The sequence below is a fragment of the Pseudalkalibacillus sp. JSM 102089 genome, from assembly GCF_041366475.1.
In the GTDB taxonomy this organism is placed as follows: domain Bacteria; phylum Bacillota; class Bacilli; order Bacillales; family Guptibacillaceae; genus Guptibacillus; species Guptibacillus hwajinpoensis_B.
Map to the genome: position 1 here is coordinate 123,030 of NZ_JBEWYW010000006.1, position 20,205 is coordinate 143,234.

Below are 20,205 nucleotides of genomic sequence, written 5' to 3' on the forward strand. Positions count from 1 at the left end.
CAATTTTAATGCAGCATCTACTTTTCTTGATACACTTCGTTCCACTCCATGTCATAATCAGCTATCCTCTTAGGCTCCACAAACATTCGATCGTTGGATTCAAATGATCTCATATCAATCGGATGAGAGGCGGAGTACCCGCCTCTGAAAGTAGATACACAAAAACAAATAGAAAGCACGATATTGCACCGATCATGACAACGATCCATGAAAGAGCGGAATACTTTAGTTGAATGAGCCCGTAGACACCAAAACATAAGCTTATAACGCCTATCGTTAGCTCCATAAGGGCAACTGGGTAAATCGAAAAATGATTCATCAGTGAAGTTCGTAAACCGTTTAGCGCAGTGACAAATAATACAAGGAATAGTTGCAAAAGTAGCCCTACTAAAGGAATGCTCACCCGTTTATTGCTTTCATGAACGATCATGACTCAATCACAAAATCCGCTCTCTCCAAAGGCTTAACGGTATCCATATAATACTTTTCTGCTTTCCAATATCGCTCTTCAAATTTCTTTAGATTTCTCTGTGTCTCTTCGTTCTCTCGTCCGAACCGCACATCTCTTGCACATTCTAAGAAAAGCACGCAATCGAACGCAGAACGCCATTCGTCTCTTTGCAGAAAAACCCCTTCGATCAACACCACATCTACGTTCAAATTTTCGGGCGGTATTCGTTCCATTATGCTGTCAAAAAGATGCTGTTTTAGCTTAGTGACGTCCCACTGCAAAAAATAGTATTCGTACCACTCTTCGTGGCCCGTATTATACCGCTTTTGCTCCGGCTCTATGTAATCATCTATATGAAATGAAACAGAGCGATACCCTGACATTTCAAGTAAGCGCTCTAACTCGGAGACGAACGTGGTTTTACCTGACCGACTTAACCCATCGATGCCAAGTAGAAAGGCTTCCTTTAGCGGGGGTTTTGGTAATATCTTTTCTATATCAAAATGCGCCTTACCACATCGGTTTCCTTCTATGTTTTCCACTCTCTGCAAATCAGATCTCCCCTAACCCCTTTTTCATCCTATGAACGCTCCTCGCTAAATTTATAATACAGGTGAACACTAGTAAAATAGATTGGTACTGCGATAAGAATAAACACAATCCCTGAGACGATCTTTTCTACAGAATAGATTTCTCGATCTAAATCGATTAAATAGTAAATAAAAAAATGTATGAGCCACGATCCCAGCATCACCCACCCTAGTAAAGATAAGAATTTTTTTGCTTCCATTATTGCCTCCAAACAGTAGATAAGAAATCATTATGAGTTCTTAAAGTACTCTATTTTCGCACCTTCGTCACTTGTCCCAAGCGATCACCTCAAGCTCTGGCCATTTCCGCGTCCATTTTGCCACTTTCGCTTCATAGACATTGCGGGTAATCAACAACTTGTTTGCACGCACAATTAACCCAAATAAATCATTTAATCCGTATGGTGCATATACCTTAAACGCACCATCCTCTCCTACTTTGACACCGATTGATGTTGCAGTAGTCGGCCAGCTATTGATGGCATCTTCTACTGAAGAATAAGGGGCGATACGCTGACCAAATTTCTCTTCATACCAGAGATGAACGCGCGCTTCGTTTTTGGCGTCAATTTTATAAGGAATGTCGGAAAGCAACTTCCGAAGTTGCTCTTCTATCTCGACCTCTTTTTCTAAGCTCAAATCCTGATCATCGTAATACACAACATCCAGGTCATGGATGCCGTAATCCACCGGCCGATTCGTTAAGTCATTCCAAACCGTTTGCACAATACACCCTGCCCCGATGTAAGCATGATTGAACTCTTCCCTTAGTACACCGAGAGCCTTTTCAATGGCTGGATTCTGATAAAGAATGTGTTCCAACGCTTCTTTTTGTACACCTATTTCTTGATTAAAGTATGGCAATTACATGACCTCCACTACAATGGTTCCAAAAAACTCTTCCCCAACATAAGCATCTAGCTCCCAAACACCTGTTGAAGGAAGTTGCATCGTTGACGGGACGTGAGCATCCGCTCCGTTATGCGGACCCGCCAACTCATCTGATTCAAAAACCACGATCTCCTCATTTGTTTCCTGATGTCTTCCGATTACTTTAAGAGAACCATCTAGTTCGTCTTCATCTCCCCACAAGTGCCACATGTACTTATTAGGTTCACCAGCTTTGAATGCTGACGCATCACTATATATAAAGCCGATCCGCTCTTCTTCACCAATCATCTTATAAGAACCTGATGTGAAAGTGTTACTTACTTCTGCTTGATTTTCTTTTTGAACAACCTGTTTCGTCACAGCCTGACCATCTCCATTGCAGCTGGTGAGTAGAATGAGAAGAACGGGCAAGAATGCAAGCCATCTTTTCATACGTCTTCACTCCCTCCGGTCATTTTAACGGAAAAACTTATCATACTGATCAATTTGGTCTGGATGAATCCCCGTGCTTTGCTGTGCTTCTCGCTGCATCGATTGGTTACACGCCTTACACACACATAGCTCGCACCAGGGTTCTGCTTCAACTTCCGAAACTGTGAATCAGGGGGCTTAATATGAAATTTCTTTTTACAGAAAAAGCAGATCGTCTCAATCAGCGCCATCCCTCATTTCCAGGATTTACTTATCATCACTACATTTCTATAAAAGGTAATAAATCCCTTCTGAGAAAACTTGAAATTCTCTTATCCTTCAACCACCTGATTAGCCCTATACGGATGAACAATCTGCTTTTAGCTCCCGGAAAGGGAAATGGTTCCTGAGATTAACGCCTCTCTACTTCTTATCTCATTACTCTCCCTCATAGGCTTCATACCAGTGATAAGGTTGTATTTCTTTCAACGTTTTAAAGTGAAGCGCACTGTCTTCCGTAAATACGGCTGCTTTAACATTTGCTCCCCAATAAAACAGTCGTTCCTGACAAATACCACACGGAGTTAATATCTTATAATGAGAATTCTCATCATCACGGACTACGCAAATGGAGTGCGTGATTTCTGTGTTTAATTTATGAGCTTCTAGAATAGCCCCCGTTTCAATACAAAGCTCTGCAGAAGCATTAATGTTCTCTGGAGAAACGCTCGTTAGAATAGAGCCTTCACTTGTATACATCGCTGCAGCCCCTCCCCAACCAGATGGGTAACGAGACTCAATTAAATTCACTGCTTCCTCGTACAATTTCCTTTCGATCCTCATTGAATACACCCCTTCTTCAGAATAAAATTTCACTATTCTGTAAATGACCTAATGGCTAAAAGGAGCGTTTGCGATAAACTTAGCAAACACTCCCCTAAGAAAAGAATCAAACCTACAGATTATTTTTTCTTCTTTTTTCCAATGATAAAAACGGTAATAAACACAATCATAAGCAAAAACATTCCCTCTGCCATAAATTCTCCTCCAAGCTTTACGTATTTTTCAGAGTGAAACGATTAGAGAATATGGGCTAAAAAAGTTTACTGCATATTACTACATACGAAACGAACGAGAATTAGTTTCAAAAGCGCAAGGGTCAGGCTTGACCTGACCCCCGCCGCGGACATTTATACGCGCTTCACAAACACCACACGCTCACGCCCTGGTCCGTCATAGTTTGAGTGTACTGCAATTCCATTCACGACGCGGTTGCCTCCTTCAATCTCAAAACCCATTCTAAAATGGTAGGCAATCGAATTCTTATTATCAGGCGAGGTGACGCACCGTACTAAGCTTCTTCCATAAGCTTTCATTGTTTGAAAGAATGACTCATAAAGTTGACGTCCAATATGACTACCTCGATAAGAAGGATGAACACCAGCAAAGTGAATATACCCTTCTTCTAAATGAGTTTGTGAAAGAAAACCAATAAGAAATCCGGCGATCTCACCGTTCTCTTCTGCAATAAAGCTCGTATTCGAAAAATGATCAAAGAACATTTTAGGAAGCTTGTCGATCATTTGTCCTCCATTCCACCATTCATTGATCAATGGAGAAATCACATAGTAATCTGATTGCTTCACATGACGAATGTTCATAAAACCCTCCAATCTTAGCAGTTTGTCTGGAATCACCTATTTCTTTATGTAAACCTCTATATTCTATCGCAGGTTATATCCACTAACAATTATTTCAAATATCCCCCCATTCCTCAATCACTTCTTTTATGAAGTAAAGTAAAGGGGGACAGGCATGTGCCTGTCCCCCTTTCGTTATTCAACAACTTTCAATCCTAACAACTTCGCAAATCCAATCGCCTGATCCTGTGAAACTTCACATCCATTAAGGCTTTCTAAATCAACATGAAGGCGTTCAAACGTACACGTGCTTAGATCGACATCCTTTAAAAGCGTTTGTACGAAATTCACATCGTTTGCGTCACACCTGTTGAAAATTGTCTTTGTAAACTGACAGCCATGATAATTCGCGCTTTGTAAAGACGTATCTTCAAATTTCACTTGTTTCAGCCTTGTATCCACATAACTACTGAAATTTGCCATGCAATTCTCAAATGTAACGTTTCCAAGGTTCGCTTCCGAAAAATCCGCTCCCATTAACTTGCAGTCCGTGAACTTTACGCGATGAATAATGCCTTCAGTGAAGTTCACATTAGAAAGGTTACAATTATCGAATATAACATCAATCATGTCAATTTGGGGAAACGTGGCGTTTGTAAATGTAACGTTTCTAAACACCACTTTTGATAGGATTACACGATCAAGCTCAACGTCGTCCACCGCTTCACCTATAATCTCGCAATTCATTAGCGTTAAGTCTTCATCATTATAAATCGCACGAAAATAACCTTCTTCCAATATAGCCGGAATCTTGGGACGTTCTAGTTTTATATTTTTGCTCATCGGAACACCCTTCTTACTTCAGTTTGGTCATAAGAAAGATACCATATGAGAGACAGTAAATATAAGGCTGTCTTTTTGAGAAAAAGTATGTACAAACTTAACATGCTTTCTCTTCATTAACGATCATTATATTTTATCTCCATCTCTTTCCACAAGAAAAGCCTCCAAAATGAGGAAGCTGAGAATGACTTTTTAATTTGATTCCTTTATCTTAAACTCATCTTTATAAAACCATCGATAGAACACGCGAGAACTAAAATTTGTTAGCGATAGCGTGATGAAACTCCAGTACCACTTCCACTTAACATACTTTATCAGATTCGTATATTTCTCCGCGATCACTTCTCCTATGGTAATAATGCCAACGTGAAATAGATAATAGAGCAGCTGTATGAATTTATTTCTGCTCTCCGGGTAATTCAAATTGAAAATGGCACAAAAAGCAGGATAAACAAAGTATTCGAACGTAAAACTTGTACGATTTGCCTTTCGAAAGAATCGCACTGGATACTGAATTAACCCTTTCTCTACGACAAGTAAACCAAAAAACCATGTCACAACATGCTTAAAGAGCATAATCACAAGACCGTGTCGAATTTTATTTCTCGGGATATATTTAAATAAAAGAGCTGCAGTCACTATCCAAATCAAATAAAGAATTCCCTTGTCCTTTGACACCATCACCACGCTCCTCTATCACATTAAAGTCCCCTATTTTGATCATTTGATACATACTAATAGAACGAAAATCCACATTATAGAGACAGTTGTCTTTCGAAGGGGTCAGGCCCGAGCCTGACCCCTTCGAAAGACGTTTAAAACCACATTCATTAGTGGTATAATCGATATATGAACACATACTCATGTATCACATTTTATTGGTAATCGATTGGAGGCATTACGATGGGGCATAATCATTCTCATGATCACGGACACACTCATTCAGCGAACAAAAAAGCACTACTCATTAGTTTTATACTTATCTCCACTTTTATGATTCTAGAGGTTGTTGGTGGGATCATTACCAACAGTCTCGCACTCTTATCAGATGCAGGACATATGCTTAGCGATGCCGTAGCACTAGGTATGAGCTTACTTGCCTTTAAACTCGGTGAGAAGAAATCTGATACGAAGAAAACATATGGATACAAACGATTTGAGATTCTTGCGGCGTTCCTAAACGGGATTGCGCTTATTGCGATTTCATTCTATATCTTATGGGAATCCATCAATCGGTTTATCAACCCACCTGACGTAGCAAGTACAGGTATGCTCGTTATCGCTGCCATTGGCTTGGTTGTCAACATCCTAGTCGCCTGGATCCTTATGAAAGGAGACACTTCTGAGAATCTCAATTTACGAAGTGCTTTTCTCCATGTATTGGGTGATTTACTTGGATCAATCGGGGCCATCATTGCCGCATTGCTCATCATGTTCATAGGCTGGAATTATGCCGATCCAATTGCGAGTGCGATTGTCGCTATTCTCGTTTTAATTAGCGGGATCCGCGTCACAAAAGACTCTTTCCATGTATTAATGGAGGGAACGCCTTCTAATATCGATCTTCAAAAAGTAAAGGAAGCGCTAGTTGAAATCGATGGCGTTAATTCTATCCATGATTTGCATATCTGGAATATCACCTCCGACTTTCCATCTTTCACCTGTCACATTGTGGTCAACCAAGGGGTGAACCGAGATCAAATGCTTAAGAACGCTGGCCAAAAGCTACATGATCAATTTGAACTCACACATACTACTATACAAATCGAATGCGAAACATCAGATATGAAAGATAAAGAAAATAATTGTAACGGATAATTGAATGCAAAAAAGAGGGTCAGGTTCGTACCTGACCCCCTTCTCTATTCTAACTTGTGGAAATTCCCTCTCCTACTAACACGGTGGGCAACGAGATAAATAATGATGTAGACCGGCACCCCATAATACAACTCCCATTTAAGAGGAACATATACATCTAATTTAATAAATAAAGGCTCGAAGACAAACGCACAAATAAGCGAAAAGAACACCGCCTTCAACAATGGACTGAAGTTTGGCTTGTATTGAATAAGCAACATAACCATGACTGGGAAAGAACTTAAATCCCATGGCATAAAGAACGTATGTATGTACGGTAGCGGTGTATACAAATAAAACCAAAGCCCATAGGCGACACCCATCGAATCAAGCGTTGATGTAATCACATAAACAAACAACCCGTCTAATAATAAACGGTTCGTGCTCTCCTTCTTTCGTAGAATCAGCCAAACAACCCACGGGCCTAAAAGAAGTAAAACGTTCAACCACCATTGCCAGGCAAGAAACATCTCCTCTTTCCAAAGGGTGCTATATCCATCATTTAATTTTTCGATTGAAGTATGAAGCTCAATCATCTTATTCTTCACTTCATTCAACATCCCATCATGTACCCTATCTTATTTGATATGGTTAACATTTCCTAAATAGGAGCGTTTTATGCTGAAATGAAGAAAGAGAGGGGCAGGCACGCGCCTGACCCTCTCTCGCTTTTATACAAACATGTTCAGAATTAATGCTCCGCCAAATGCTGCAAAAGAAAGTATCGTTTCTAACACAGTCCACGTTTTAAACGTCTCTTTAACGGTTAAGCCTAGATATTCTTTAACCATCCAGAAACCAGCGTCGTTAACATGCGAGAACATAAGTGAACCTGCACCTGTAACAATAACGAGCAATTCTAGATTGACACCTGACATCGTTGCGATGATCGGTGACACAATTCCAGCCGCTGTTGTTAAGGCAACAGTTGCGGAACCTGTAGCAATTCGAATAAGACCTGCAATCATAAAGGCAAGAACGAGTGGTGATAACGAAAGATCTTGAGAAAGATTCCCGATAATCGTTCCAATTCCGCTATCGATCAAAATCTGTTTAAAGCCACCACCTGCACCGATGATCAAGATGATTGATCCAACAGGTAGAATACATTCTTCTACGTATTTTTTAATTTGTTTTTTGTCTAATCCCTGACGGAAGCCAAGGAAATAGAATGCAAAGAAACAAGATAATAACAGTGCCACAAGTGGGCTACCAATAAATTCTAAAATCCCTTCCGCGCTACCTGGTAACGGTAGGAACGGAGCGAACGTACCTAGAACAAGTAAAAACACCGGCATAATGATTGTTGTAAATGAAATGCCTGTACCAGGTAGTTTAGATGGATCCTGCTGATCTTCCACTTTAATCAAATCAGGCTCACCTACAGGAACTACGCGCTTGTTAATCCATTTGGCAAATACCGGACCACCAAGAATACCAGCTGGAAGCGCTATAACTAGTGAATACAATAGAACTTTACCAAGATCCGCTTCATAAATACCAATCGCAGCAACAGCACCTGGATGCGGCGGAATCAATCCGTGCACAATCGACAAACCTGCTACAGCTGGTAGCGCAATCAATAAAATGTTTTTCTTCGTTGCCTTTTGAATCGAAATAACGAGTGGTAATAGAATTAAAATACCAACTTCAAAGAATACTGGAATTCCGATAATAAATCCTGAGAAGAACATCGCCCATGGCAACTTTTTCTCTCCAAAGACGCGAATAAAGAAATTCGCAATCTGCAACCCTGCACCGGATTCAGAAAGCAGTTTTCCTAGAATCGTACCAAGTGCTAGAATACCAACTAAGTGACCAAGTACGCCACCAACACCTGCTTCATATGAACCTATAATATCGACCCATTCCATCCCCGACATGACCGCCAGGAATAAAGCCGCTACAGTTAAACCAATGAAAGCATGCCACTGAAATACAGAAACTCCTACAATTACGATTGCAATTGATATGAGTGTTATTGCTAATAAGTAGATTTCCATGATAACTCCCACCTCTTCTAAAATAAAGGGTTTACATTAATACCATTGAAAACCCTTCCAACTTTCTTCATTATAGGAATTATTATTTCATAAATCAATGGAAACGTTTAAAAAAATTTTCTGTCAATTATGAAACAGACGGTTCTATTTGATAGAAAATCCCTAGAAACCCTTGGTAATAAAGGGTTTACATCATGAAAAAAAGAATCGCAATTTCTGCGATTCTATTAAAATTTATTTTTTTCAGTTAATTAAACCCTTGCATTTCTAGCACTATTTTTAAATATTCCAAGAAAAAAAGCACTAAACTTACAAGTTCGCTTTCCAAAATCCTTTTACAATATCCATGCCGGCACTCAGAATAAAGAATAGCCCAATTGCTGCAAGAATCATATTTTGATACGTTTCTGAAAGAGACAATAGGTTCGTTAGATCTGGATGAATCAGCTGATCATTTAATAACATAATCACGATCACTGTCGTCGCAAAGACATGATGAATAGCATTAGCAATCGCTAAACGCTTCGTCCAATAACCAATAATCACTTTATATAAAGCAAGTAGCACCGTCGTTAGAAGAGTCAGACTTACAAGTGGCCAGTAAGATAAAAGCACATCATTATTAAAGAAAGGCACATCCACCTTACCGTTTCGAATGATGCCAAGTAAGTTGTCTGCGTTAAAATAAAGCGTTGCCCAAACTGCCGCAAAGAGAAGGTCGGCGAATAGCTCCGATTTCGCAACTTTCTTCTTTTTGGGCACAGAGGTTACCTTCTCTAATTCATCCGCTGACCATCCTTTTAGCGCTCGGTTTATATTTATATCGGTTCGTTCCAAAATCACAAAAATGAGCGTGATCCAAAACAGCGTTTGGATGGCGGTATTCCATAAGCCTCCAATAGCATCACCCATCAGATTAAAAAAGACGTCTCCAAGTGACCTTGTGCCATTGTAGTCGATCACATTAATCGTCATAAACGCGATAAATGTGACAACGAGCGAAATAGGTAACACCATCTTGATAATCTTCATGTAAAGCTCAAAATATTGAGGGCCAATGAGGTGCATTGGCCAATCCCGAAATCCATTCGCCATTTGTACCGGGCTTCCAAGTTCATTAAGGGCGCTCTTCACTTCTTCTTCTGAAGGATCATCCGGCAGCATATCCCCGATCGTTGATCTTAATTCAAGCGCAATGTCCTCCCGAATGGATTCAGGAAGTCGTCTCGTCACTTCACCAATGTAAACCTCAATCAGATTCACGTTCGTCCTCCCCCTTCAACAAGGTAGCTAATTCGCTCGACGTTTTCTCCCACTCTAGTTTCAGCTGTTCGAAAATTTCTCTTCCATACTCACTTAATACATAATACTTACGCGGTCTGCTTTCCGTTGTATCCCAACTGCTCGTCACCATCTCCTGCTTCTCTAACCTCCGAAGCAGAGGGTACAGCGTGCTCTGTTCAATGGATATGCCTGATTTGTCAAGCGATTGAACAAGAGAATAGCCATATTGAGGAGTTCTTAATTGACTTAGGACTGCTAGCGTTAACGTGCCTCTTCTGAGCTCCGTTATGAATGAATTTAATAACGTCACACCCTCACCAACTTCCTTACTGTGTGTCGTACACTATATATACTATGTATCATACAGTGTTATGTGATAAACAGCAATGTGAATCTGATAACATTTTAATAAAGGAGTGGGGGCCAGGTACGTACCTGACCCCCCTCCCCTTTTCATTTGTTATAATAGTAAAATAGTTTACGAGATCTGGAGGGTTACATTTATGAATACTGCTTCCTATTACGCCCATTACGATGCCATTCCTCTTCCCCTCGTTGTTCTTGATCGGAACGGGGGCATCGTCCGTGTTAATGAGTATGCTATTTCAAGATTCTCATCCTATGAAAAAGCAGGATCAATACAATGCTTGGAAAGCATTCTATCGATCGAACAGAATCAAATCCAAGCCCATCTCGATCGAGCTTTTACAATGGAGCCGGGAGTATTCATCGAACTCCCCCTCCCTTTTACGAAGGAAGCGATTCGTTTCTCTCCAATAGATTCGAACCATGTGACACTCGTTATTGTTGAGGATAAAGAGGCTCTCTACAAGGAAGTTACCCGTGAACCTTCAGATAACAATGAAACCATTCCTACCGAAGAGCTCGAACAGCGGTTTCACTCATTAATTAATGAAAACCCTGATGGGATTGCATTTATTGATCAACACTTAAAGCTAACCCTAATCAATCAAGCCCTTCACAGAATGCTTGGCTATTCAATGGAAGACCTGATCAAAGTACCTCATCATGTGGTAAATGAGGAATCGATTGCTAAGATCGGTAGACATTTCGAATTAGCCTTATATGGAGATCAGCGCTCTTACGAAATTGAGGCGTATGATATTAACAACAATAAGGTTCACCTACTAATCAAAACCATTCCCATTCATACGAATGGACACTTCCGCGGTGCTTATAAAATCGTAAAAGATATTACTGAATTCAAAAATGCTCAGTTCGACACAATTGATCAAGCAGCGCAATTACGCTCGCTCATAGACTCTATACCTGAATTTATTATTTTCAAAGATAAACACGGCAGCATTCTTGAAATGAATGCGTATGCGAAATTAATATTCGGAATTGAAGAGGGAAAATACAAAGGGAAAACGTGTGAGGAGTTAAACTGCAGTAGCGTTGATGCATACCAACTGCTTAGAAACAATGCAAACACTGATCGGCTTGCATGGGAACAGAAAACGAAGGTGGAATATGAATACGAACTTGAACTTGTCAGTGGAGAGATAGGCACATTCGAAATTATTAAAGCCCCAACATACAACACTGATGGTGATCGGAAATATTTAATTGCCATTGGAAGAGACATTTCAGCACGTAGAGAAGTGGAAAAGGAACTTGTTGAAACACAGGAGCTCATCGCCTCTATTTTCACAAATAATGCCGATGCTATTTCGGTTAGTAACTTGGATAAAGAAGTCATTAAAGTAAACCCAGCCTTCCAGCGACTTTACGGCTATACGGATGATGACATGATTAACCATCTGTTTGACATCTACCCAAATGACAAAAAAGATGAAGCCAATCGGATCATGAAAGCCGTTATTGATGGTGACGGTGTCGTTGATTTCGATACAGTAAGGAAGACAAAAGACGGAACGCTAATTGATGTAAGCATTACCTACTCACCAATCAAAGATCACGAGGGAAACATTACGGCGATGTCTGCCATAACAAGAGATATACGCGATCGTAAGAGAACGGAAGAGCTACTCCTTCGTTCAGAAAAGCTCTCCGCAATCGGACAGCTTGCAGCAGCGGTCGCTCATGAAGTTCGGAATCCATTAACTTCTGTAAAAGGATTCATTCAACTATACAAAGATCGGATCCATAGTGATATATTGCAGCTTATGTTATCTGAAATGGACCGGATCGAATCGATTATCAATGAATTCCTATCACTCGCGCGACCCCAGGCCGTTACGTACCAACAAACCGATATTATGACGCTGACCCGTAACGTCGTCTCACTTATGGAGCCAGAGCTTTTATTAAACAAAGTCGACGTCCAGACAAATTTCCACACACCATCACTTATGATGAACTGTGAGAAAAACCAAATCACTCAGGTTCTTATGAACATTATCAAAAACGGCATTGAATCGATGCCAGATGGAGGATTACTCTCCATCAAGACGTGCAACACAGACACACGCCTTTTAATCGAGATTTCTGATAAGGGCGTAGGCATTCCAAAAGAGCGATTAGAGCGACTTGGTGAGCCGTTCTTCTCGAATAAAGATACTGGTACCGGGCTTGGGCTAGTCGTCTGTTATAAAATCATTCACGAACATAAAGGAACTATTGAATTTGATAGCTCCGTTGGAGAAGGAACCGTTGTTACCATATCATTACCACTCGACCGTTAACGACGATCGAAAGATGCTGATAAAAGAGAAAGAAGAGCATGACTGTTCGTATGAAGATACATTTCTCTTCCCAATGGCTCTCCTTTTATCGGAAGAAAAACAACGCCTTTTTGTTCGATCGCATCAGCCATCATTTTCGGAAGATAAGCGATGCCGATTCCAAGCGCAACAAGTCCACCCATCCCGAGATAGTGCGTTTCTAATACGTCTCCCTCAAATAAATGGTCATTCAATATCCCTCTTACCCGCTCAGAAAGATAGCCGGTTGGAGGGATTATTTGCGTATACCGAAAACATTCTACTAAGGTCACCTCTTTCTTTTTCGCTAATGAAAGAGAAACAGGTACAGCCGCAACAAAAGGTTCAGAAAATAGAAATGTAGAATACATCCCTTCGATGACTGGAGTATTCTGAACTATTGCGGCATCAATTTCATGGGAAGTTAACTGAGGAACCAAATCCAAACTATCTTCTCGAATAGATGTAACGTGAACATTCGAATACTGAAGCTGCTCATAATATCCAGGCAAAAAATACGTACTTAAAATCGGCGTCGATCCAAAGCGTATCTGATCAAATTTCTTATAGCGATCGACCATCTGATTAATCTGTGTAAACAGCGGTTTAATATCTTCGTAAAAAGCTTGACCTTTAGTAGTCAGCTCGACTCCTTTAACTGACCGATTAAAAAGAGAAAAACCAAGCTCCTCTTCAAGGTTCTTCATCTGCTTACTAAGAGCCGGCTGTGAAACAAATAAAGCTTTTGCTGCGCGAGTGAAACTTCTCTCGTCAGCAATTTTAATAAAGTATGTTAACTTGGGAAGCAAGATTAACACTCTCCTCTTTCATATGATTCTCCCCTATATTATAACCTGAAGTTATCGATCCATCATTTATTGATATTACCCACTCTCCTCGATCAAACGTTATTCTTGTATTAGAATCTGATCAAGAACTGGGGGATAACAATGAAAAGTACTTATATCTGGCTTAGTATCGCTATTGCATTTGAAGTGGTTGGGGCGACATTCATGAAATACAGTAATGGATTTAGCCAGTGGGGACCAAGCTTAATCGTGATCTTGAGTTATGCTATCGCGAACCTTTTTTATATTTTTTTAACGAAAGAGCACGAATTGGGTATCATTAACGCACTTTGGTCTGGGGGAGGTACGGTGATCATTGCCGTTGCTGGGATTCTCCTCTTTCAAGAGTCTACTTCACCCTCAAAAGTTCTCGCCATTTTCCTCATTGTGATTGGCATCGTTGGCTTAAATACAAAGTCTCGCTATAAAGAAAAAAGGGAGGAAACGATATGATTTTCTTAATTTCAGCACTCGCATTTTCGATAATTGGCAGTATCGCCGTAAAGCTATCAGCTGGTTTCACTCGCAAAATTCCAGGCCTCGCCTCATTTGTGTTGTTCGGGCTATGCATCTACTTTCTCACTCTTTCTGTCCAATCCATCGAAATTGGCCTGGCATACGCCATCTGGTCCGGTGGTTCTATCGTCGGCACAACCATAGCCGGTCTCATCTTATTCAACGAAAAAACTACTAGAAGAAAATTTCTTTCTATAGCGCTTATTATTACTGGAGTGGTTATATTATAAGCAGGACGGTGTCAGATACGTACTCGATCCCCGCCACAAATAATCAAAAAAAGCCGATCACTAATTGATCGGCGCTTTTTTACAAATATTTTTCCATTCGAATATCTGACCACATTTTCCCCTGCCAGTAAGTGAAACCTTCTAATCTACCAATCTCTTCGTATCCAAGCTTTCGGTAGAGCTTTTGCGCATTCGTATTGAACTCAAACACGCCTAGTTCAATCCGATTAAAACCCTGCTGGTAAATTTGCTCTTCTAAATGTTGGATCGCTTCATATCCAATTCCTTTGCCTCTACCTTCAGGTTCGCCAATCGTAATTCCAATCCACGCCGTTCCTGGTTCTTGCTTCAAAAGGTGCGGAGGGTCCACCATGTAATTCATTTCTCCGATCATCTCGTGATTCACAAAGATCTGGAATATCTGCTGATACGTAAGACGCTCCCTCACTCCCTCAAGAGTGATCGTCTCGCGTCGCTCCAATTCCTCCCTGCTTTTATTCGGGCGAATCAGCGGAATCAATTCTCGATCATTTTCCCACCGATTCAGGACTTCAACAAATTGAGCAGTTGGTTTCGTTAACTTTATGATCTCTGTCTTCACATGGTGCTCCTTTCAACATGGCAAGCAACCTTCATGTCTCTTATGTATTTCAACTCATCCATACGCTACTCTTATTCTACCACTTACGATCCAAGAGTTCTGCTTTCTTTTTTTGGTACTCTTCTTCCGTAATGATGTGATCTTCCTTCAAACGATGAAGCTGACGTATTTTCGACTCGTAATCTTGATTAGAAGTGACATGGTTATCATCGTCATGATCAACTTCAGCTTGATACGTTGAAACACCATCCTTACTAAAAACATTCAGGGCATGGTAGCCCGTGATAATGATCGCCAACACAGTCCAAACAATACCGAATGCGCCTATTTGCGAAACAAATGCAATACCGATAATCACAAAAAGAAAGCCAGCAATCATTCCGATCATGGAACTAACTTTACTAGGCTTTACACGAAAATGAGAACTCATGACAATCCCTCCTTTTGAAATGACCTTTTCGCAAATCATTAAAGAATATAAACAGAAGTCAGAATAATCAGAGCAGATACAAGAAAAATCACGGCAGCTTTCTTTCTACGCCTTTCTCCCCTCTCCTCAAACCCTAAAACGGCTATAAAAAGTCCCTGAAAAAGGAGCATAGGGGCAAGGATTGCAACACTACCCTTGACGAAAGCAGCTACCGCTAAAGCTAGCGTTATGATCGCCAATATACGTTTGATTCCTTTCAACATACTCTCACCTCAACAACTAAGCTTCCTGATTACTCACCACCACCGCAGCCTCCACCATCTCCACCGAAACTATCGCAGCCGGAGCTTTGATGGCCACCACTATAATAGCTTGAATGATCCGTTCCACCTGGAGAACGTCGCGTCGATGAGGATTTTGAAAAGCCAGATGCGATAAATGCAATAACGAGTAATATTACAATAAATGCTGTCATTTCCATTCCTCCCTTTTGTTTATTTACGTGTGAAGATCCCAAATAGTTTCAAAAATTACCATAAAAAAGTGACGATATCCTCTTAACTAAGACACCGCCACCTTCCAGACGCATTATGATTCAATAGGGGTTAAGCGAAACATTCCATTCATATCACCCGGTTGTTCAAAGCCAAACTGCTTATATAAGTAACTTCCCTCCTCTGTTGCAAAAAGACCGATGAAGGCTTGCGTAGGAGCATGTTCCTTCAAATAGGAGAAAAGCTGATCCATTAACATTTTTCCTACTCCCTTTCCCTGATGCATCGGGTGAACGACGAAATCCTGAATATAAAAATACATCACTCCATCACCAACGATACGAGCCATGCCAATAACTTCATCTCCATAGGATACCGCCGTTGCATAAATAGATTGATGAACCGCCTTTTCCGCCACAGAAAAATTCATATTATTCCAACCGACTGATAAACACAACCGTACATATTCGTCGCTTGTTGGAAATCGCTCAATCACTTGGTAATTACTAATCAACTCCATCATTCCTTCTTTTCATTTTCACTACCGTATATACTCGTTTCTCATTACTTTATTATCCATGCCACTCGCCTCTTTCCATCAGCATTTCATACATTCGCTGACCATTTCACAATCCCTTCTTTCAAAATTTCATATCACTATTATTTCACCACCATACATTCGCAAAGACGGAAGTAAACTTCTCCTCCCAACCGATCAGAATCTTTCTTTTTTCTCGATGTTTTACCTAGATCTTTTTCGGGGAAATAACTATCTATCAACCGTGTTTACGAGGAGGAATTACAATGAATAACGAATCAAAAGCAAATTACCATATTACGGATCGCGATGAATTTAACAAGGTTTGTATTGAAGATCAAAAGATGAATTTTCCTGAGTTTGAAAAGTTCATGCATGACTACCTATTAAGCCAACCGAAAGAAACAATGGTCTTTCAAGAGTGTTGGATTGAGGACAAACAAGTAGAAATCGGGGATGTTAGAACCGTTCAGGTGAATTTCCTGGATCATAATAGTAACAACTACATACGTCTCTGGGGTGCTAAGAAGAATGATGATAACCAGGTAGTGAAAATTAAAGTAGATGCTATCGATTTAGAGACGAAAGAAGTTATTTATGAGCGATTATTGGCTTAAAATAGGATAATTAACATTCGATCTAAAAAGGGGAGCTCCAATAATGGAGTTCCCCTTTTCCTAATCGATTACCATACTCTCTAAAAGAATAACTGCTCCATTCAATTAGCTAGTTATGTTAAATTATTATTGGGTATATTTCGCAATGATAACATCTAGTTGTTGGACGAGATCAGCACATTTGTTTTGATCCTGGGCATCTGGATGCGGTTCACCAAACTCTTCAATGTCATTATCAAAATATTTCCCTGACGCATCTTTAAACTCTTCCGAGAGTGCTGCCTGGCATAAAATCTCAGCTCCGATATTAATATCCTCTCCATCTACCCCAAACGCTTTTTTCACCATCTTACTTCCTAGTAACGATTTTGGGTTCACTGCAACTAAGACTGGTGCCACTTGCTTTGCAAGTTCAAAAGTCCACATGGTTAATGCAAGTTTACTTTGTGCATATGCCTCTCCGGCACGAAGGTTTTTAGAACCCGCAAGTGCCTTAGCATCAACGGGGGCTTGAGCTGCAGAAGACAAATTAATGACACGACTCGATTCATTCATCAGGGGAAGCAACTCTTTTGTCAGCAGATATGGTGCCAAGGTGTTGACTGCAAATCGAATATCTAGACCAGCTTCATTAGTAGGAGTAGGCGAATGATAAACGCCTGCGTTATTTATAAGAACATCTAACCAGTCATGCTTCTCTATGATTTCCCTTGCTAACTTTTTAACCTGAGATAATTGTGATAAATCAGCTACATATTGCTCCGAATCATTCATCTCAAACCCATTTGTCACGTTTGCCAGTTTTTTAGCATTACGCCCATGAAGCAATACTTCATGTCCTTCAGAAATCAACTTTCTGGCAGTCGCTAGACCTATACCATCCGTTGCTCCCGTGATAAGAATTTTCAATTAAATCCCTCCGTTTTGAAAAAGGAAAGTTTGATAACCTTATTTACATTTATTTTAGAAACTTTCCCTTCACTTCCATAAAAAAGCAATGACCTCTATAGATCATTGCCCAAGTTACTAAACACTCCTAACTAAATAACAATGCCCAAACATTTTTCTATATAAAAGTGACCAGTATTTTCGAAGTTCCTTTATTACACTTCCTCTATGATTTCTGATTGATCCAATCTTGATTTTGGTAGTGAAGCATTAAAGTCCGTTTCAGAACGATACCCTAAAGCAACAACTACACTTGAAGTAAACCCTTTTTCTCTAAGGTTGAACTCAATATCAAGTGCTTTCATATCCAGTCCTTCCATCGGAACGGCATCAATTCCAAGCTCTGCAACGCCCAATAAAAAACTTCCAACGTTTAAATACACTTGTTTTTCGTTCCATTGCGAAAGATCTTTGAGATCATATTTGTGTAAATCCACGAACATTTTTCTTACATCATGAGTACCCTGCTTATGCTTTTCTTCGGCAAAACGTCCATCCTGATCTTCTTTTTCAGTAACATGCTCCAAGAAATCCTCCGAAATCTCTATTCTCGTTGAAAAGACCACCACCGCAGCTGCATTCACTATTTTGGGTTCATTGAAGCTAAAATCTCCTTGAGCAGCAGTCGCTACACGTTTTTTTCCTTCCTCAGTTGAAGCAATAACAAAATGCCAAGGTTGAACATTCGTAGAGGAGGGGGCTAATTGCAATAATTGTTTTATCGTATTGAAATCTTGTTCAGAAATTTTCTTCGATTGGTCAAATTCTTTCGTTGAATATCTATTTGTTAAAGTTTCCATAAGTTCCATTTATATACTCTCCCTTTATACTATCTTCAAATATTAAGAACAATTGCAACATCCATTCTATGAAGCAGCGCTACAATACTATTTTAAATATTCACCCGGGTTTCAATCACTTAGAAAATTGAAGCTTGCTTTTTTAGAACTGGAAATCAATTACGAGGTCAGTATATCCCCCCCTGAAGTGGAGAACAAGTACTGACTTTTTTGCCCGTACAGACAATAAGATACCTAAATCATTTGAAATCTTGTCCCCTTTTGAGTGTTTTATATGCAGAAGAGGATCGCATTTCTATTTAAATGCGATCCTCTTCTACTTCAATGGGTATATTCATCTTTAAAATCAACTTCTCCATGCTTGTACGTTTGATTATACTCTGCTCCCCAAGAGCCTAGTTCATTTAATATTGGTACTAATGTCTTGGCTATTCCAGTTAAAGAGTACTCCACTCTTGGTGGAACTTCATCGTATACTTTTCTTTGAATCAGATTTGCTTCTTCTAATTCTCGAAGTTGCCTGGATAATACCCGTTCATTAATATTAGGGATCTTTCTTTTTAATTCACCATATCTGATAACTACCGCTCCGCCGATATGATGGACAATTAGTGGTTTCCACTTGCCACCAATAATATCTAAAGATAACTCAACGTTACAATAAAATACCTTTTTGTTATTGTCTGTCATCTAGAAATTCTTCCCTTTCTAATTTATATATAAGTGCTTTACCCGGATTGTACCATAACACTAAATTTAGAACTAAAATTATAAAATATCGGCATATGTTAATTCCACTTCATGACGCTACATTAATACCATTAAACCTAACAAATGGCATTAAATCCGAAACTTTTCCTAGCGTATTTCGTAGTACAGAATAGGAGGGATACATATGAAATTAAAATTAGCATCAGTTCTATTCGGATTAATCCTTATCCTCGCAGCCTGTGGTGGACAAGAGAAAGCGTCTACAGAAAATCATTTAGACTCCCTGCAAAAGAATTATCCTGAAGTTAAGACTGAAGTGGATAAACTTCCTGAAGATTTTAGAAGCGAAATTAACGTGCCTAATATGGAGGAAATCCCATTAGAAGTAAGTGACGTGGAAGCTGTAGCCGAAACGGAATTAGAGCCATATGGAATGGATTTTTATTATGGAGAAGATGACAAACGACTAAACGTTATGATCAAGGACCAAAAGGGAATTGATACCTCTATAGTGGAAACGAACGAGGAACTTGATCAAGATGTTAATGGCACATACACAGAAGCTGAAGATGGTCACCTCTTAACGATCACATGGCTAAGTAATAACAAAAATGCGCTATACAAAGTGACTGGATTCACACCATCAGGAGAAGAATCTCCATTCACGAAGGAAGACATGGTAGAAATTGCAAACTCGATTATTGCACAAAGAAATTAAAGACGATTATTCAAAGGAGGGTTCTTTATCGGACTAATCTTCGCGATTCTAACGATCCTATCGTCTGCTGGTTTTCTCTACTATATGGGAAAAGCGG

At 39.9% G+C, this 20,205-nt stretch carries 28 protein-coding genes; 6 read left to right on the plus strand and 22 right to left on the minus strand.

What is annotated here, in order from left to right; all coding sequences use genetic code 11:
* Window positions 1-109: 109 nt before the first annotated feature.
* From ABVF21_RS14440 to ABVF21_RS14480, 9 genes are all read right to left on the minus strand, one after another.
* The gene (locus tag ABVF21_RS14440) at window positions 110-376 is read right to left on the minus strand and encodes a hypothetical protein (RefSeq protein WP_303529402.1); all 267 of its coding nucleotides are present in this window, start codon (window positions 374-376) and stop codon (window positions 110-112) included.
* Window positions 377-426: 50 nt separating this feature from the next.
* Window positions 427-948, minus strand: a complete 522-nt coding sequence (locus ABVF21_RS14445) for a hypothetical protein (RefSeq protein ID WP_371018507.1) — start codon at window positions 946-948, stop codon at window positions 427-429.
* A gap of 83 nt (window positions 949-1,031) precedes the next feature.
* A complete protein-coding gene (locus ABVF21_RS14450) occupies window positions 1,032-1,241 on the minus strand; it encodes a hypothetical protein (RefSeq protein ID WP_194220908.1) in 210 nt (69 codons plus the stop codon).
* Window positions 1,242-1,308: 67 nt separating this feature from the next.
* Window positions 1,309-1,905, minus strand: a complete 597-nt coding sequence (locus tag ABVF21_RS14455) for a nucleotidyltransferase family protein (protein ID WP_371018448.1) — start codon at window positions 1,903-1,905, stop codon at window positions 1,309-1,311.
* A complete protein-coding gene (locus ABVF21_RS14460) occupies window positions 1,906-2,364 on the minus strand; it encodes a DUF4871 domain-containing protein (RefSeq protein WP_371018449.1) in 459 nt (152 codons plus the stop codon). It abuts the gene before it with no gap.
* Window positions 2,365-2,781: 417 nt separating this feature from the next.
* Window positions 2,782-3,186 carry a cytidine deaminase gene (locus ABVF21_RS14465; protein WP_371018450.1) on the minus strand — a complete coding sequence of 135 codons (405 nt, stop codon included), beginning with the start codon at window positions 3,184-3,186 and terminating at the stop codon, window positions 2,782-2,784.
* Window positions 3,187-3,533: 347 nt separating this feature from the next.
* Window positions 3,534-4,004 carry a GNAT family N-acetyltransferase gene (locus tag ABVF21_RS14470; RefSeq protein ID WP_303529413.1) on the minus strand — a complete coding sequence of 157 codons (471 nt, stop codon included), beginning with the start codon at window positions 4,002-4,004 and terminating at the stop codon, window positions 3,534-3,536.
* Between the two features lie 174 nt (window positions 4,005-4,178).
* The gene (locus ABVF21_RS14475; RefSeq protein ID WP_303529417.1) at window positions 4,179-4,826 is read right to left on the minus strand and encodes a pentapeptide repeat-containing protein; all 648 of its coding nucleotides are present in this window, start codon (window positions 4,824-4,826) and stop codon (window positions 4,179-4,181) included.
* 192 nt (window positions 4,827-5,018) lie between these two features.
* Window positions 5,019-5,507: a CBO0543 family protein gene (locus ABVF21_RS14480; RefSeq protein WP_303529420.1), complete on the minus strand. Its 489-nt coding sequence runs from the start codon at window positions 5,505-5,507 to the stop codon at window positions 5,019-5,021.
* Between the two features lie 222 nt (window positions 5,508-5,729).
* Here ABVF21_RS14480 and ABVF21_RS14485 point away from each other — a divergent pair, with 222 nt between their 5' ends.
* A complete protein-coding gene (locus tag ABVF21_RS14485) occupies window positions 5,730-6,644 on the plus strand; it encodes a cation diffusion facilitator family transporter (protein ID WP_371018452.1) in 915 nt (304 codons plus the stop codon).
* A 44-nt stretch (window positions 6,645-6,688) separates the two neighbouring features.
* On the opposite strand, the gene ABVF21_RS14490 is transcribed toward ABVF21_RS14485, so the two are convergent.
* The 4 genes from ABVF21_RS14490 to ABVF21_RS14505 form a co-directional block, all read right to left on the minus strand.
* A complete protein-coding gene (locus tag ABVF21_RS14490; protein WP_371018453.1) occupies window positions 6,689-7,231 on the minus strand; it encodes a CBO0543 family protein in 543 nt (180 codons plus the stop codon).
* A gap of 123 nt (window positions 7,232-7,354) precedes the next feature.
* Window positions 7,355-8,686, minus strand: a complete 1,332-nt coding sequence (locus tag ABVF21_RS14495) for a GntP family permease (RefSeq protein ID WP_303529429.1) — start codon at window positions 8,684-8,686, stop codon at window positions 7,355-7,357.
* Window positions 8,687-8,995: 309 nt separating this feature from the next.
* Entirely contained in the window at window positions 8,996-9,949 is a 954-nt protein-coding gene (locus tag ABVF21_RS14500; RefSeq protein WP_303529432.1) for a hypothetical protein, read from the minus strand.
* On the minus strand, window positions 9,936-10,280 hold the full coding sequence (locus ABVF21_RS14505; protein WP_303529435.1) for a PadR family transcriptional regulator: 345 nt from the start codon (window positions 10,278-10,280) through the stop codon (window positions 9,936-9,938). Before ABVF21_RS14505 ends, ABVF21_RS14500 begins: the two co-directional genes overlap by 14 nt.
* A gap of 193 nt (window positions 10,281-10,473) precedes the next feature.
* Here ABVF21_RS14505 and ABVF21_RS14510 point away from each other — a divergent pair, with 193 nt between their 5' ends.
* A complete protein-coding gene (locus ABVF21_RS14510) occupies window positions 10,474-12,639 on the plus strand; it encodes a PAS domain-containing protein (RefSeq protein ID WP_371018454.1) in 2,166 nt (721 codons plus the stop codon).
* Here ABVF21_RS14510 and ABVF21_RS14515 read toward each other — a convergent pair.
* Window positions 12,636-13,466, minus strand: a complete 831-nt coding sequence (locus ABVF21_RS14515; protein ID WP_371018455.1) for a LysR family transcriptional regulator — start codon at window positions 13,464-13,466, stop codon at window positions 12,636-12,638. The genes ABVF21_RS14510 and ABVF21_RS14515 overlap by 4 nt on opposite strands.
* 141 nt (window positions 13,467-13,607) lie before the next feature.
* On the opposite strand from ABVF21_RS14515, the gene ABVF21_RS14520 reads away from it, so the two are divergent.
* Together ABVF21_RS14520 and ABVF21_RS14525 are read left to right on the plus strand one after the other, a co-directional pair.
* Complete coding sequence (locus ABVF21_RS14520) at window positions 13,608-13,958, plus strand: DMT family transporter (protein WP_303529442.1); 351 nt, start codon at window positions 13,608-13,610, stop codon at window positions 13,956-13,958.
* On the plus strand, window positions 13,955-14,251 hold the full coding sequence (locus ABVF21_RS14525; protein WP_303529445.1) for a DMT family transporter: 297 nt from the start codon (window positions 13,955-13,957) through the stop codon (window positions 14,249-14,251). Before ABVF21_RS14520 ends, ABVF21_RS14525 begins: the two co-directional genes overlap by 4 nt.
* A 79-nt stretch (window positions 14,252-14,330) precedes the next feature.
* On the opposite strand, the gene ABVF21_RS14530 is transcribed toward ABVF21_RS14525, so the two are convergent.
* The 5 genes from ABVF21_RS14530 to ABVF21_RS14550 form a co-directional block, all read right to left on the minus strand.
* A complete protein-coding gene (locus tag ABVF21_RS14530; RefSeq protein ID WP_371018456.1) occupies window positions 14,331-14,852 on the minus strand; it encodes a GNAT family N-acetyltransferase in 522 nt (173 codons plus the stop codon).
* Window positions 14,853-14,928: 76 nt separating this feature from the next.
* Window positions 14,929-15,282, minus strand: coding sequence for an SHOCT domain-containing protein (locus ABVF21_RS14535; protein WP_371018457.1), 354 nt, complete (start codon window positions 15,280-15,282; stop codon window positions 14,929-14,931).
* A gap of 38 nt (window positions 15,283-15,320) precedes the next feature.
* Window positions 15,321-15,542 carry a hypothetical protein gene (locus ABVF21_RS14540; RefSeq protein ID WP_371018458.1) on the minus strand — a complete coding sequence of 74 codons (222 nt, stop codon included), beginning with the start codon at window positions 15,540-15,542 and terminating at the stop codon, window positions 15,321-15,323.
* Window positions 15,543-15,574: 32 nt separating this feature from the next.
* A complete protein-coding gene (locus ABVF21_RS14545) occupies window positions 15,575-15,757 on the minus strand; it encodes a hypothetical protein (protein ID WP_194220888.1) in 183 nt (60 codons plus the stop codon).
* A 113-nt stretch (window positions 15,758-15,870) separates the two neighbouring features.
* A complete protein-coding gene (locus ABVF21_RS14550; protein WP_371018459.1) occupies window positions 15,871-16,290 on the minus strand; it encodes a GNAT family N-acetyltransferase in 420 nt (139 codons plus the stop codon).
* 290 nt (window positions 16,291-16,580) lie between these two features.
* On the opposite strand from ABVF21_RS14550, the gene ABVF21_RS14555 reads away from it, so the two are divergent.
* Entirely contained in the window at window positions 16,581-16,931 is a 351-nt protein-coding gene (locus ABVF21_RS14555; RefSeq protein WP_194220887.1) for a hypothetical protein, read from the plus strand.
* Window positions 16,932-17,057: 126 nt separating this feature from the next.
* On the opposite strand, the gene ABVF21_RS14560 is transcribed toward ABVF21_RS14555, so the two are convergent.
* The 3 genes from ABVF21_RS14560 to ABVF21_RS14570 form a co-directional block, all read right to left on the minus strand.
* Window positions 17,058-17,840 carry an SDR family NAD(P)-dependent oxidoreductase gene (locus tag ABVF21_RS14560; RefSeq protein ID WP_303529465.1) on the minus strand — a complete coding sequence of 261 codons (783 nt, stop codon included), beginning with the start codon at window positions 17,838-17,840 and terminating at the stop codon, window positions 17,058-17,060.
* 194 nt (window positions 17,841-18,034) lie between these two features.
* Window positions 18,035-18,688, minus strand: coding sequence for an oxygen-insensitive NAD(P)H nitroreductase (gene nfsB / locus ABVF21_RS14565; protein ID WP_303529468.1), 654 nt, complete (start codon window positions 18,686-18,688; stop codon window positions 18,035-18,037).
* Between the two features lie 312 nt (window positions 18,689-19,000).
* Entirely contained in the window at window positions 19,001-19,369 is a 369-nt protein-coding gene (locus ABVF21_RS14570; protein ID WP_303529471.1) for a winged helix-turn-helix transcriptional regulator, read from the minus strand.
* 205 nt (window positions 19,370-19,574) lie between these two features.
* Here ABVF21_RS14570 and ABVF21_RS14575 point away from each other — a divergent pair, with 205 nt between their 5' ends.
* Window positions 19,575-20,108, plus strand: a complete 534-nt coding sequence (locus ABVF21_RS14575) for a hypothetical protein (RefSeq protein WP_371018460.1) — start codon at window positions 19,575-19,577, stop codon at window positions 20,106-20,108.
* Window positions 20,109-20,205 lie beyond the last annotated feature (97 nt).